Below are 14257 nucleotides of genomic sequence, written 5' to 3'. Positions count from 1 at the left end.
TTATATATAGTTGGTTTCTTCTAAATTAAGGCAACAAATATTAAGACAAAGGGAATAGAATATAATTAAACGTTAAATAGCCTTTATTTTAACGTTGCAATAGTATTTTTTTTATTAATTTTTTACTTTTCGTAGATAAAAGTATGAAAATGTGAATTTTCAGGCATACACTTTAAGATCCCGAACTATGCAAAGTATGTGAAAAAGTGAGAGCACTTATATAAATTTTCAGAAACAATAGCTGAAAAATCCTCAGCTATTGCTTCAGGACGATCATACTGGCTTTTGCACCAGTAAGCAGGTTCCAAATGTTACGTGTGACGGGTTGTCCCTGGGCATCAAAAACCCGAAGCTCGGCAGTATTTGGTCCCGAGGATCCCTGATTAAGGGCTTCAAATTCGATGTTATTCAGCCCGCTATCCAGAGTAATAAGAATAGGACGGTAACCGCCACTCAATACTATACTTGGCTCTACAACCACACCATTAACAGAAATTCTTACGCGGTCGCCATCAACAAATTCATGATCACGACAATACAATTCCACATAAGCGCCTTTAGTAGTAAAATCCCCAAGATATTGATCACCTCTATATTCTTCTTTGGCTTCCTTGTCTTTTTTCCACTTTTCTTCTACCGCATCACCGGCAGTTAAAAACTCGTTTTTTGTTTCCCTGAAGTCAAGTTTCCTGGGTTCCTTTTTTAAGAAGTTATTCTCTTTTTCCTCTTCTTTATTTAGTCGGAATGAAGAAAAGGCACCAGTATTATTGTTTTCGGGTTCAGCCGGTAAAAGGGTTCCGGTATTTGTAGACCTTGGAATTTCTATCTGAGCCTTGCTTCCAATAGTGAATGCAAATATGAAGATTAAGGTGAAGAAATATTTCATTTTAAAACTTTTATGAATTGACAGGCAAAATCAGTTTACACATAATCAAAAATACAGCCAAAGATACAAATCAAAACATGATTTTACAGGGGTTAGTTAGTAGTCGCGATTCTTTGGACATATTTAGCTTCCACTTCATTATAAGCCGTCCAAAAGCCCTTTGGTTCCAAACCTTCCAGCCTGTCTGAAAGTATGTTTAAGTGAGTATGCCATCCACTACAAACGCCTATTAATGTTCCTTTATTCTTTCCCAGATTATGATGGATAAGTGTAAGATGTGTCTGCTCTTCTCTCTCGTTTAGTTGGAAAGTGACTACAGAATCACCGCTCCACGTGAAACTAAGCAATTCCGGAGCATTCAGTTGTGTGACCTTTTCCTTCAGTATGTTTCCATCTACTTTGTCCCTGAATTTCTCTGGCACGGTGTCTTCCTGCATCGACAGATTTCTATGTTGAAAAACAAGATTGACTTCCCCTCCTACTTCCATTTGCATGTTTCCGGAAGCGAACCAGAGCCCACGCTTATCAGAATCTGTTAAATAATCCCATACTTCCAGGATTTCATTCTGAAATATCCGTTCAAAGTGTACAGTACCCGGAGAAGTAATTCTGCCATATTTTTGCATTACAATATTCTGAATGGTTAATTATCTAAAGATACTAATTAAAAGAACGCAGGCTAGAAATAGCAAATGACGTTCTGATTACAAAAAGTAGTAATAAATAACTAAAAAGAAGTTGTTCAATATTGCTGTACATGGTAAATTGGTACATATTCCACCCTCTTAAAGAAAATTATATTATGACTGTACATCACCTACTGGAAAAAGAGTCTATAGCAAACAAATTTGTAGCGCAATTGCGGGATATTACTGTACAAAAAGATCGCCTGCGCTTCAGGAGAAATATTGAAAGGTTAGGTGAAATTTTGGGCTATGAATTGAGTAAAAGTTTGCGTTATGGCTCTGAGAATATCATCACTCCCCTTGGGAAGGTAAAAATGAGTCTTCCTGAAGAAGAAATTATAATATGTTCTATTTTAAGAGCCGGATTACCACTTCATACCGGATTACTGAATTATTTTGATGATGCAGAAAATTCTTTTATTTCAGCTTACCGACATCATCCAAACGACAACGAGCAATTTGAAATCCTCGTGGAATACCTGGCATCGCCTTCCCTGGAAGGGAAAATCCTAATCCTTGCAGATCCTATGCTCGCCACCGGGAGTTCTTTTGTAAATGTACTGCAGGCACTTGAAACCATGGGTAACCCCAGGGAAATTCATTTGGTTTCTGTAATTGGAGCAAAGCAAGGCATTGAATATGTTAGCAAAGAATATCCTGAAAATAGTCATCTCTGGATTGCAACGATAGACAATACACTAGATGAAAGAGGATATATTGTTCCGGGTCTTGGTGATGCCGGCGACCTCTGTTTTGGACCTAAACTTCAGCACTAAAATGGATATCCTATTGCGAAGTTAAAAACAGGACTACCAAAATCATAAATCCAACGCTCTCCTTCTGGCAAGGCTGGGTCGTGCATTGGTGCAGCAAGATCAAATCTTATAACAAAGCTCTGTATATCTACCCGAAGGCCTACCCCTACTCCAATTCCCAATTCTGATATAAAGTCTGATTCAAACTCTCCACTTTCCACATATTCCTGCTGAAATTCAGTTCGTTCTTCGCCTTCTTCAAGGGAATTAATCTGAGTATTCCATACATTCCCGGCATCAGCAAAAACAGCACCCTTTAGGAACTGGAAAACAGGAAAGCGATATTCTATGTTTCCCTCAAGCCGCAAGTTACCTGTACGGTCAAAGAAACTAATGCCGTCGTCTTCATTTGCAGAATAACTACCGGGGCCAAGTGACCGGGTTCTAAAGGCTCTTATACTATACGGACCACCAGAATAGTATTGTTTGATAAACGGCAGAACTTCAGAATTGCCATAAGCGTAACCATACCCGGCAAAAAGTCTCGTGGCTATTTTCTGTTCCTCCCCAAAGTTAAAGTGATACCGAAGATCAATATCAGACTTTACATATTGCGCAAATTCCTGCCCAAATAACGCTTTAGGTTCTTCTTCTTCCGTTGAACTTCCGCTGAGAAGATTTAGCGTATTTCCCGCAATGTCCCAGGTGTTATTTATAAAAAACTGGTGAGTTTTGTTAGTGTCTACCATTCCGTTATAGGTAAATGAATAAGTGATGCCGGCAATGAACTGCTGCTCAAAACTACTTTGTAAAAATGGATTGTCTTCCAGAATCTGGTCAAATTCCGGACTGGTGTCGGTTAGTTTAGTATAGGCTATTGAAATTGGTGTTAACTCATGAGTGATATAGCGGTTCGCATCCCATAAATAACCAAAGCTCGCAAGAACAGAACCTAAAGTAAAGAGATTGGTCCTGTTCATGTAATCAAAACTTAAACCTATTTTTGTTTTCGGAATAGAATAATCAAACCAATTGTCGTCTATCGAAATAGGAAATAATAATCTTGGAAAAATAAGATCGGTATTTAATCCTAACTGAAGAGTGCTCAATCCTGCGTTGTCCCCTCCTGCAATTTGAGTTTCATAACCCACTTTCCCGGTAACACTAAGAATTTCACCACCCTTAAATAAATTCCTGTTGCTGTAAGTAACAGCCAATGTTGGACCTGCGAAGTTGTTCGATTTGGTAACTGCCTGTATCTCTGCCCGTATAGATCGCTTATTTAACGGAGAAAGGTATATATTGGCTTCAAGAAGGCCAAGGCTGTCTGTTGCTGTGGAATCTATTTCATCGTAACTGATATTCACAAATTTGTAGGCGCCTATAGAGCCTAACCTTCGGCTTGTATTACCTGACACATCAGGACTGTAAAAATCCCCTTCATCAATAAGAATATAAGGATCCAGCCTTTTTGGTTTAAAGAATTCTTCGTCCCTTATGTAATTTTTGTTTTCAAAATGTACAGTATCCAGCTGAAGGGAATCATTTCCCACCGTGTAATTAGGATAAACGTTGACTTCGGCAATGCGGTAAGGAATAATAGCTTTGGGAGGTACATCTTTTTTCAGCTTCAGGAAAAGATCAAACTTCTTATTGTCGTATTGATTAGTATCTGCTTCAAAAATTAAAAATCCGGGATTAAAATTGTAATATCCCTTTCCTTTTAGGTAATTATCTATTCTTTCCCTCTCCAGTTTCATCACCGGTAAATCAAAACGCATCCCGTCCTCTACAGGAGATTCTGGTAAATAATCCTGAATTTCTTTATATACGATCAGGGAGTCATTGTCCAGCCTGTAATTTTCCAGAAGGTAAGGTTGTGATAACTCCGCCCTGTATAAAACACTTGCTTCCTTACTCTCTTCATCTTCATTAACCTGGCTTCCCACGGTACTATAGAAAAACCCGCGATTCTCCAGGCGGTTAAGAATAAGATCCTGGGTATTGACAGTTTCAACGTCAGAAAGATAAACTGGCTCTTCCCCGATCTTCTTATTTAAAAATTTATTTATAAACCCTGGTTTTTCGCGCTGTGCTTTATAATAAAAATATAAACCGGGACGCATTCCCAGAAATTCACTGTTCGGACTTGGCAACAATACTTCCTGCAGTTCACTTTTTACCTCCGGAAGATCGTCAATTTGACTGGTGGTGTCCAGTTCCAGTTCTGCACCTGTATATAACATTTTGTCTTCAGGAATAAATTTCTCCACGCTACAGGAGTATATTGTAAAAACTGCAAGTAAAGCAGGTATTATGTATTGCTTAAATTTCCGCACCTGTTTCAATATTTATTTTTTTATATCCTGATTACTATCTACATCATCTTCTGCCTGGCTATTTTTCACCCCAACTTCCTCCTCTTCTTTTGCCTTTGCTTCTTCCTGTTGCATTAAAAGAGCATCCCAGAGGTCAGAAAACTTATTAAACTCCTGAGTAAAAATAAATGCAAGACCACTAACGATTACCTGCCCGTCAATCACATTTTCATATTGATTTTTCCGGAAACCTTTTAACCGGAACTGGCCATCTTCAGTTAGTAAATACTGGAGACTTACATTCCCAATTAAAGGATTAGTGTCCCGGGGATCGCTGTTTGCTCCTTCGATATCTACCTCGCTTCCTACACGAACAATTAGCCTGTCATCCAGGAATCGCTTTTGAGCAGCAATGTCAAGCTCTGTTCTTTGCTGTGGGGCATTGCCCTGATAATCGGTGTAACTATCCAGACCAAAGTCAAGCTCCAGTCCTGTATCCCCCAACAATTTATCTGAGAACAAGTTTAGCTGATCTGAAAGCGCCTGATTTAAATTATCCCTTGCAATAGTGGCAATACCACCAGAAGTTCCGGCAGAACCTGCATCGGGATAAAAACGATTAAGTACTAAAAGGGAAAATACCTGCTTATTCAACTCTTGTTCCTCCTCGTTAAGCTGCTGAATTCGGCCATAAACCTGACCTCCAATTGCTCCCTGCTCTTCTTCAGGCATGTCAAGACCAAAAGAAAGTCTTGGTTGGGTGAGTTCTCCTTCAATATTTAAAAATACCTGAAACGGAAGCTCCTGCTTATACCTGTTTCTTTCATTTACGTCTATACCGGAAATTTGAGAGGCCATTAAAGCACTGGCCGAAGTTTCTACATTATACCTCGCTCTTATATCAAGGCCGGCATTATATGGATCTCCATACCAGGTAACTGTACTTCCCTCGACAATTTCAAACCTTCTTGTCACGAGATTATAGAGGCTCATTTCATAAAAGCCGTCACTCATTTCATATCTTCCGGTAAGAGTGGTTCGTCCATTTGGAGAAACATTCATATTAAGCTCTCCTTCTCCCTGTACCTGGAATTGATCTCCTGTTTCTTCGCTTATAATAATACTGAAAATAGCATCTTCATTAACGTTTACAAGAGCATCCACGTTTACGCCGGAAACTACGGCAGTTTCTTCTTCTGTTTCAGTGAGAATGGCATCAGGATTTTCACGGTTTACAAAAACAACTATTCCATCTCTTTGCTGCATCTGTAATTCCGTTTCGGGAATCACGTAGGTAACATTTGTCTTGGAACCGATATCCAGTTCCATATCTAATTTTGGGAGATTGAGATCTCCGCTTAGATTGGCATCCACATCAAAAACTGCAGTTCCGTAAAAGAGCTCATTATCTTCTGCAGTAGAACTAAGCGCCTGGAAGTCATTGGCTTTTATGCTTAAATCAAAAGCAGGATTTAAAAGATCTTCGGTATTAATTTCACCATCCAATACTAACGCACTATCATTTACATCCTCTATTGTAAAATTGGAAAAATAAAGCCCTTCATTATCAAAAGTGAGTGTTTCGTTTGGAAGTGTAAACGGCGCATCCAGCATAGCAACGGTAAAAGTAGCTTCGTTAAAATTCAGCTCCCCGTCGTAATTAGGATTGGCCGTTGTACCATTGATCTGAATTTGACCTGAAAAATCTCCTTCGCCACTGCTTACCGCACCCATAGAGAAACCGGCCAGTGCAGACATTTCCACTTTTTGCAGGTCCAGCGTCATGTCCAGTTGGGCAGTGGTATCCTGTACCTTATAATTTCCGGCTAATTCCATATCTACCTTTCCTCCGCTGGTTGCGAGGCCAAAATCATAATTTTGATCCCCCAGCGATTCGCCATTTAGGCTAAGCGTTCCCATATCTACCTTAAGCAGATTGAATTGATTCACTTCTAAATCTGCCAGAATCCCGGTACTGCCAAATGGCTCCTGCAATACGAACTCCCCGTTCATCCTTCCTGTTGCTAAAGTATCAACAGGATTAAGATAAGTTAATAACGTAGCGAGCTTGAAATTTGAAAAATTCAGGGCGATGTGCTCTTCTTCCACATCGGGTTGATTGTTGGTGAGTGAAAATTCCTGCTGATCCCTGTCAATCCTGAAATTGTTGAATTTGATCAACTCATCTGCAAATAGTACTTCATTATCTTCCGGAATGTTCCACTGATTCCTGTTCAAGATAAGTTCCTCCGGATTAATATGGATTCTTAAGGTATCATTTTCTTTCGAAGTTTCTGTTTGTACGTGTACAAGTTGCTCATCGTTATAAAAGGACCTGAAATCCAGGTAAAGATTCTCGTTTTCTATATTCCCATCTAAAATGGTTTCTTTTATATCCAGAGGACCAACTGCCAGAGTTTTAAAACCAAGATTAAAATCGAATTTACCAGGTTCGGAATCCAAATCAAACTGAAGGCTGTCCACTTCCATACCGGAATAATTAACATATGGAATTTTTACGTAAGCATTTAGCAACCTTTCTTCTTCGTCAAAATTAACACTAAGGTCTATAGTATCTAATTCTTCCAGACTGGTAAGAAACACTTCGCGCATAATAGGTGCAGGAATAATTTTTCCTCTCATTTCAAGTTCTACCGGATTCGCTAGGGTGTCCGGTGTTTCAACATCGTCAGTAAGGAATCGGCGATAATGTCTAACGATGGCATCTACAAATCCTGCAGGATTGGTATTGGAATTCAGTCTTAAGTTCAGCATCGTATTATCTACCGCCATCGCCGTACTGTCGGGAGTTACATACGCGGCGGCACCAAATTCACCAAGGAGGTAGCTTTTGTTATCGTTTACCACAACCCCATCATTAATACTTGAAATCACCTGGAAACCGTCAGCGGTTCCTTCGTAAATACCGCGCAGGCGAAATGCCGTTCTCATTTCCCTTTGTGTTACTCCAAGTTTGGTTAAATCTGCACCTATCACGTTAAGTTTAAGATCTACTACAGGAGAAACTGAGTCTAAAAGGACATTTGCCGCAAGTTCTGCGTTAAGATTCTCATCCTTATAATCTGAAGTAATAGTTCCTTTACCATCTTCAATGTCACCTGAAATATTCAGGTCTTCAATAGCATAATTATTATAGTGAAAACTTGAAATTGTGGTTTGCAACTTAGCGTCAAGGCTGTTTAAGTCACTGCCCTCTCCTGAAGCTGTTAAGGTTAAACTGAGCGCTCCCAATTGTTCATTCTGAAGAATTTTGCCCAATTGAAGACTATCTACCTGAAGGTCGGCATCAAATGCGATTTGTTCCCTGTTAAGAAAACTACCATCAAGATTTATGTTTCCTTCAGAAGTATTAAGCTGGGCCATAGCATTTATATTGTCTGGGCTCCCTCTTAAATTTCCTGTTAAACGTACTCTTTCAGGAAGGCTTATTCCAAGGCTGTCTTCTTCAATGATCTGGTTAAGATCAGATTTTGTGGAAACAAGTTCAACGCTGGGGAAATCAAACTTTAAATTATCCGGCTCTGTCGGATTCTGAATACTTCCCCTGGCAGAAATACGTGTATTCTGGCCCCAGTTTATAGTTGCTGAAGGAATTTGAAGATAAGCCACCGGTCCTTCCATTCTCAGGTTTCCTGTTATTTTCTTTTTGCTCAGGTTTACAAGATATTCGTTGTTCTTTAGATCTGGCTGAAAGCGGAAAACCTCCTGTAACGCAATTTCAAACCTGCTTAAATCTGCACTTAGTTGTGCATTTTCCGGAGCATTTATAAAATCATCCAGACTGTTATATTCTGCGGAAAGTCCGCCTCTCAATATATTTCCGTTTGCGGCAAAATTTAAATCTGAAAGTTCAAACTGACTTTCAGAAACTTCTAAATTAAAAGCAAGTTCATTAAAATCTATTCCTGAAGATTCCTGAAATTCAAGCTTATTAAATTCTGCTCCTGCAGTTTGGTTTCTTAAATAAATATCAAGTATTTCCAGGGTTAAATCCTGAAGTACAAGTGCTTCGGGATTAAATTCTCCCGTCTTTGGCCGGGCGTTATTTGCCAAATAAGTAATGTCATTAGACTGCAGGTTTATTTCCGCTACATCCACAGTCCATTCCGGCCATTGAAAACCTTCTTCTGCGGGAGGTGTTGCAACTTCTGTTGAATCTGCCGGAGTGTCGCCTTCCGTTGGAGAGCTTTTCATATCCATATAAATAATGGAGTTGTTTAAATCCAAATTATCGACCTCAATAACATTGTTTGCCAAATCCATAACCGGCGCCGAGGTATTTAATTCAGCAATATCAAAACGAGCCAGGATACCATCGGGAATAGATTCATATTCCCCGTTAACGTTGTTTATAGTTAAAGAATTAACAGAGATAAATGGCAGGGGCGCCTCTTCCTGCTCTGGTGATTCCGGAAAAGGTTTTGTCTGCAGATATTCAAAATCTGCATCAGAAAGACTTGCCGAAGCCACCTCAAAACGCATATTTTCGAGATCGGTTTCCTGCATAGCCACTTCCAGGTTTTTCATTTTTATCCCGGCAACCATACCTGTTACATCATCTTTATAGGTGATATCAAAGTTAGAGAGGTACACATCTCCTATAGAAATTTGCTGAGTAGCAGTTGTATCCTGTTGGGTTTCAGGGGCTGTTGTGGTGGTATCTGCAGGCATCATCGCATCCACCAAAAACTGAAAATTAAATCCTTCTACAGAATCTTTTCGGGTAATATTTGCCCTTAGTCCGTCCCATTCAAGTTCATCTACAGCTATTCCCTCACCATTAATAATTGGCCATAGCGGAATATCGGCTTCCAGCGACCTGGAATAAACCAGCGTATCACCCTGTTTGTCTTCTACATAAAGTCCCTGCACACTTATATCTCCGGAAAAAGTGATAAAAAGTTTATCCAGTTCTATAACAGTATTGGTCTTATCTGTTATTGAAGAAATAAATTTGTCCTTAATAATACCCTGCCCCCATGGACTGCGTACAAAAAGTATAACAAGAAGTAATAAAACAATAATTCCTGCCAGGATCTTAGCCAGGATTTTGAGGGTCTTAATAAGTATTCTTTTACTTTTTTTCAAATCTTCTAATGGTACAATTTTCAAAGCTATTACAAAGGCTGCTCATTAAGAAGTTTTGAAAGTTTATATTTTCTTAAGGTTCAATAAAAATTTGTTAAAACCTGTTTCGAAGACCTTAAACAATTCTAAATAAGAAATTCTATAACCCAAATTACATCATTTTCACCAGGAAAAACTGTGGCGAAATTTCACAGTTTCCTGCATATTTCCACAATTTTCAGCTCCCTAAAACAGCCGGCATTTGGAGCACATCAGCCATTTTAACACTGTGGTGATAAAACTGACTATCTTCGTAAAAAGCTGTAAATCAAAGTATTTCAGTATATATTACTCCTGTTCCTTATTATCCCTCGAAGGGTACTGGTGCAACTGTGGCATTATTCTGGAAAATATATCCTTACAATCTATTAACAGAAAAGAATCTAATCTAAATTTTTATTATGAAGAAAACGATCGCAATAACAGTATTATCAGCCGCTATGTTCGGTTCATGTGTTTCCAAAAAGAAATATGTGGCTTTGGAAAGTAATTTGAACGATACCAGAAGTGAATTGCAAAAAACACAAGTTGAAAAAGAAGAAATAGAGGGAAAATATGCAGCAATTGAATCTCGTGTAGCAGATTATAATGCGAAAATTAATTCTCTTCGTGAGTCTAATGACGAGAAAATGGAAATGAATGATCTTACGGCAATGTCTAATAACAACAAGAGGCAAATGAGGTCCACCATCGCAAAGATGGATCCCGAAGCCCTGCAAGGTGCTGAAACTCTTGAAGACTCTATAAACCTTGCCGTATCTTACAATTTAAAAAATACAATTTCTGAAGGTGGAGATGATGAGGACATTAATATAAGCGTAGACAAAACCGTAGTGATGATCGATGTTTCTGACAAACTTCTTTTTGGAAGCGGAAGCTATCGAATAAGTAATCAGGCGCATGATTTGCTTAAAAAACTTTCTGAAGTAATTAAATCTGAACCTACCATGGAGGTAATGGTAGAAGGACATACAGATTCCCGTACTATGGTAGAAAATTCTTATCTACAGGATAACTGGGATTTAAGTGTAAGAAGAGCCACTTCTATTGTACGTCTCCTACAGGATAAATATGGGGTTTCTCCAGAAAAACTTATCGCAGCAGGGCGTAGTAGCTATGATCCTTTAGTTGAAAATGATTCACCAGATAATATGGCCAAAAACAGAAGAACCAGAATTGTAATTCTTCCAAACCTTGACAAGTTTTTAGCTATGCTGGATTCCGAAGGGCAAATATAGAAAAGTAACCCCAACATTTTGGAAAGGGTAAAGTCCTCAGGGCTTTACCCTTTTTTGTTGCAAAATTATGCTGAAAAAGTTTCTCCCTGATCGTTTCTGATGGCTATTGGTACCAAGGGTAATGTCTTCACTATTAAAAATATATTACAGACCTCACAGGTTTTTAAAACCTGTGAGGTCTTTCTCATCATAGGGATAACGAATAAATGGAATGTATCGGTATAGGGTTAAACTCCTGATGACTTCAAACTTTTCTAATCTACGGTCTACCGCCTAAAGTCTGTTAAAAGCTTTAACGAGATTTTAACCGGTAATAAATGGCTGTTATCGATACAATCTTTACATTTAAGTAAATCCTTCTGGGGGTAATTCCAGCGAGGTAATAAATAAAAATTTGACCTTGAGGCAAACCCCGGGGCATTTAATTTAGATAATCGAGTAAAACAGAAAGATATGAGTAAAGCGAACGAAGATTTGAAGAGAGAACCAAAGGAAAAGAAAGAAGATTTGCCTTATAATCCTGATGTTACAAAAGAAGATAAACAGGCACTTAATGAAAAAGGGCACAGCATGAATAAAGGTCAGGACAAGGCACTGGACAGAGAGAATCCGGTAGACTTTACAGCAAAAAATCTGGATATTCCGGCGAGCAACGACAGTCTCCCCGATTCTGCTAAAAATCCGAATCCCGATGAGCAAAATTTTCAGTTTAATGAACGTGGAGCCAGACCAGATCGTGATAAGGCCAAAGATCATCCCGATTCAGAAACTGATAAGCCTTAATTTTCAGCGGAAAAGTCGCAATAACTTATTAGGAGAGGCTATTCAAAAATTTTTATTTCGTCATCTATTGTTTTACATGACGAAAACTGAGGTTTTTGGATAGTCTCTTTTTTTTCTAATTGTTTACCTGCTCTTCCATTCTTTGCAGTGTTGCTTTAGCTCTTTTAACAAGATTCCCGGCATCAATATTCAAAAGTGCTCCATCCTTCTTCAAAATTCTGCCGCCTACAGAAACAAATTCCACGTTTGCGGGCTGAGCTGCTTCAACTACTAAGTGATAAGGCTGCGTGCTTGCAGAAAAGTTCAGATCATTTTTCCTTAATAATATCAGGTCAGCACTTTTACCCGGAGTTACAGATCCTGTCTCCTTTTCGATACCTAGAAGTTTTGCAGCGTTGATAGTGGCCATTTTCAACACCTCTCTGGGATCTGTTGCAAATTCATCATTTGCTTCAGCATTACCAATATTCAGCAAAAGCTTTAAAACTGAAAGCAAATCAGCGTTACCAGAAAGTGCCGTGGTATCCACGCCTACTCCAAGGTTAATTCCACTATGCATTAGTCGGTTTACCTGCGGAAATCCAAATCCAATACGCATTTCGCTGTAGGGCGTCATTGTAATAGAAGCTCCCGATTCTTCGACTGCCACGATTTCTTCATCTGTAATAGCATTGGCGTGTATTATATTAACATCCTCACCCAGCAGGCCGATATTTGCCAATTTCGAGATCTGTCCTTTTTGTTCTTCATTAGAACTGGCATGAATGGTTATGGGCAGGTCTAATTCCCTGGCACGCGACCAATCTTCTTTTAGAAATTGGGAGTTGACAGATCGTGCGCCCAATCCAAGACTTATACCTTTATACTTTTCAACACCTTTAGTCGCCTGGAGCACCTTTTTAATCCCATCAAAATCTGTAGGAGTGTCAGAACTAAGGTCGCGGTAAGGACCATAAGCCACATGTCCGCGCATACCTGCTTCAGCAAGAGCATCAAAACTGGCCATTACATATTCCGGACTCCTGGCATTATGGTTGAAGTCATTTAAGCAGGTAATTCCACCATTAATAGCTTCAGCTGCAGCATATTTTGCGGCAAGTTTCATATCACGGGGACTGTAGAGCTTACTATAGCGCTCCGTCATTGGAAAATAGCCTTCGGCTTTGGTGTCGCCCGCCATGCTTCTTAACAGAGAAGTCCATAAATGCCAATGATTATCAATAAGTCCCGGCAGGAGAATAGCACCTTCCCCATCAATTATCTCAAAATCTGAATTATTGGTGAAATCTTCGGAAACAGATTTAATTATTCCATTTTCCACCACTACAGAGGCACGTTTGAAATCACCAATATCGTCATCCATAGAAAGCACCTGCGCATTTTTAATAACGAAATTTGTAATTTTAGAAGCCGCATCATTTATGGATCCATCTGTAAAAGCCAATATTTCTGAAGGTAAAAAGCCTGCTGCAGAAAAAGCTCCCGCCTTTTTTAAAAAATCCCTTCTTTTCTTGTCCATCTTCTGTTTTTATTAAAAATAAGGGAAAAATAGGAAAACTACCTCTTGAAGTTTAGCTATTTCAGATAAAGTCTTTCCTCCACGTAAAATACCTGGATTTACAGTTCAAATTGAAGAAGATCAGGGGTGTAAAATAGTTCTTAATTCAAATTTCCGCAGTAGAGAATTTGATCACTAGTGCAACAACAAGGCCGGCTCCCTACTTTATCAAATCATCAGTCTTACACTTTAAGACATGTGATAATTACTACTTTTTCTTTAATAATAAGAAATGATCAAGAGAATATTTTCCTGCTCCTGTAAACATTAGAAGAATAAAACCAAACATGTAAAGCAACGGTAATTCCTGCTTTCCAAAACCATCTGGTATGTGTACGATAAGCGCTGCCACGGCCATGGTGATAATAAGCGGAATTGCAGCCAGTCTTGTGGCGAAACCAAAAATAATAAGAACCGCACAAACAAATTCTGCAAAAACCGCCAGGGTAAAACTTACTGTTTCCCCCAAACCGATAGGATCTGCAAAAGCAATTTCTTCGCTGTTGAAAAAAGTAATAAGCTTCGGAATACCATGCGTAAGTATTAATGCTGAAATAGCTATTCTGAATATAAGGAGTGCGACATCTACACTTTGAAGATTTAAACTTGTTGAATAAGAATTTTTCATAGGGAGTTAAAATTTTGATGAAGATACTAATTTTAGGGAATAAAGATGCTTTTATAGAAATTATTGAGCGATGTAACTGCGCGATGAGTTATTTAGTTTTGTAAAAAACGGGAGATCACTTAAAATGGTTTAAGCCGGTACAATTTATACTAACCTGAGTTCGATTAATAATATGGAGTAAAAAGGAATAAAAATAGGTAGATTATTAGTATATTAAAGTGCTTAAAATCAATATTTTAACTAATAAACTACCTATG

Annotated in this window: 9 protein-coding genes; 3 read left to right on the top strand and 6 right to left on the bottom strand. The window is 38.7% G+C overall.

Annotated elements, in window-relative coordinates:
- Window positions 1-256: 256 nt before the first annotated feature.
- Together RM545_RS12975 and RM545_RS12970 are read right to left on the bottom strand one after the other, a co-directional pair.
- The gene (locus RM545_RS12975) at window positions 257-886 is read right to left on the bottom strand and encodes a hypothetical protein (RefSeq protein WP_311495710.1); all 630 of its coding nucleotides are present in this window, start codon (window positions 884-886) and stop codon (window positions 257-259) included.
- A gap of 92 nt (window positions 887-978) precedes the next feature.
- Window positions 979-1512: an SRPBCC family protein gene (locus tag RM545_RS12970; protein WP_311495709.1), complete on the bottom strand. Its 534-nt coding sequence runs from the start codon at window positions 1510-1512 to the stop codon at window positions 979-981.
- Window positions 1513-1688: 176 nt separating this feature from the next.
- Between RM545_RS12970 and upp the strand changes: the two genes are divergently transcribed.
- Window positions 1689-2348 (top strand): uracil phosphoribosyltransferase, encoded by a 660-nt coding sequence (gene upp, locus RM545_RS12965; RefSeq protein WP_311495708.1) that lies wholly within the window; start codon window positions 1689-1691, stop codon window positions 2346-2348.
- On the opposite strand, the gene tamL is transcribed toward upp, so the two are convergent.
- A complete protein-coding gene (gene tamL / locus RM545_RS12960; RefSeq protein WP_489752649.1) occupies window positions 2345-4666 on the bottom strand; it encodes a translocation and assembly module lipoprotein TamL in 2322 nt (773 codons plus the stop codon). The two genes, upp and tamL, sit on opposite strands and share 4 nt — an antisense overlap.
- 12 nt (window positions 4667-4678) lie before the next feature.
- Window positions 4679-9754: a translocation/assembly module TamB domain-containing protein gene (locus RM545_RS12955; RefSeq protein ID WP_311495707.1), complete on the bottom strand. Its 5076-nt coding sequence runs from the start codon at window positions 9752-9754 to the stop codon at window positions 4679-4681.
- 440 nt (window positions 9755-10194) lie between these two features.
- On the opposite strand from RM545_RS12955, the gene RM545_RS12950 reads away from it, so the two are divergent.
- Window positions 10195-11031 (top strand): OmpA/MotB family protein, encoded by an 837-nt coding sequence (locus RM545_RS12950; RefSeq protein WP_311495706.1) that lies wholly within the window; start codon window positions 10195-10197, stop codon window positions 11029-11031.
- A 453-nt stretch (window positions 11032-11484) separates the two neighbouring features.
- Window positions 11485-11814 carry a hypothetical protein gene (locus RM545_RS12945; protein WP_311495705.1) on the top strand — a complete coding sequence of 110 codons (330 nt, stop codon included), beginning with the start codon at window positions 11485-11487 and terminating at the stop codon, window positions 11812-11814.
- Window positions 11815-11929: 115 nt separating this feature from the next.
- On the opposite strand, the gene RM545_RS12940 is transcribed toward RM545_RS12945, so the two are convergent.
- Both RM545_RS12940 and RM545_RS12935 read right to left on the bottom strand, forming a co-directional pair.
- Entirely contained in the window at window positions 11930-13333 is a 1404-nt protein-coding gene (locus RM545_RS12940; protein ID WP_311495704.1) for an amidohydrolase family protein, read from the bottom strand.
- A gap of 247 nt (window positions 13334-13580) precedes the next feature.
- Entirely contained in the window at window positions 13581-14000 is a 420-nt protein-coding gene (locus RM545_RS12935) for a DoxX family protein (protein WP_311495703.1), read from the bottom strand.
- Window positions 14001-14257 lie beyond the last annotated feature (257 nt).

Source organism: Autumnicola lenta (assembly GCF_031846515.1).
GTDB lineage: Bacteria > Bacteroidota > Bacteroidia > Flavobacteriales > Flavobacteriaceae > Autumnicola > Autumnicola lenta.
The sequence above is the reverse complement of the archived record's forward strand: the minus strand, read 5'-3'. Positions and strand labels throughout refer to the sequence as shown.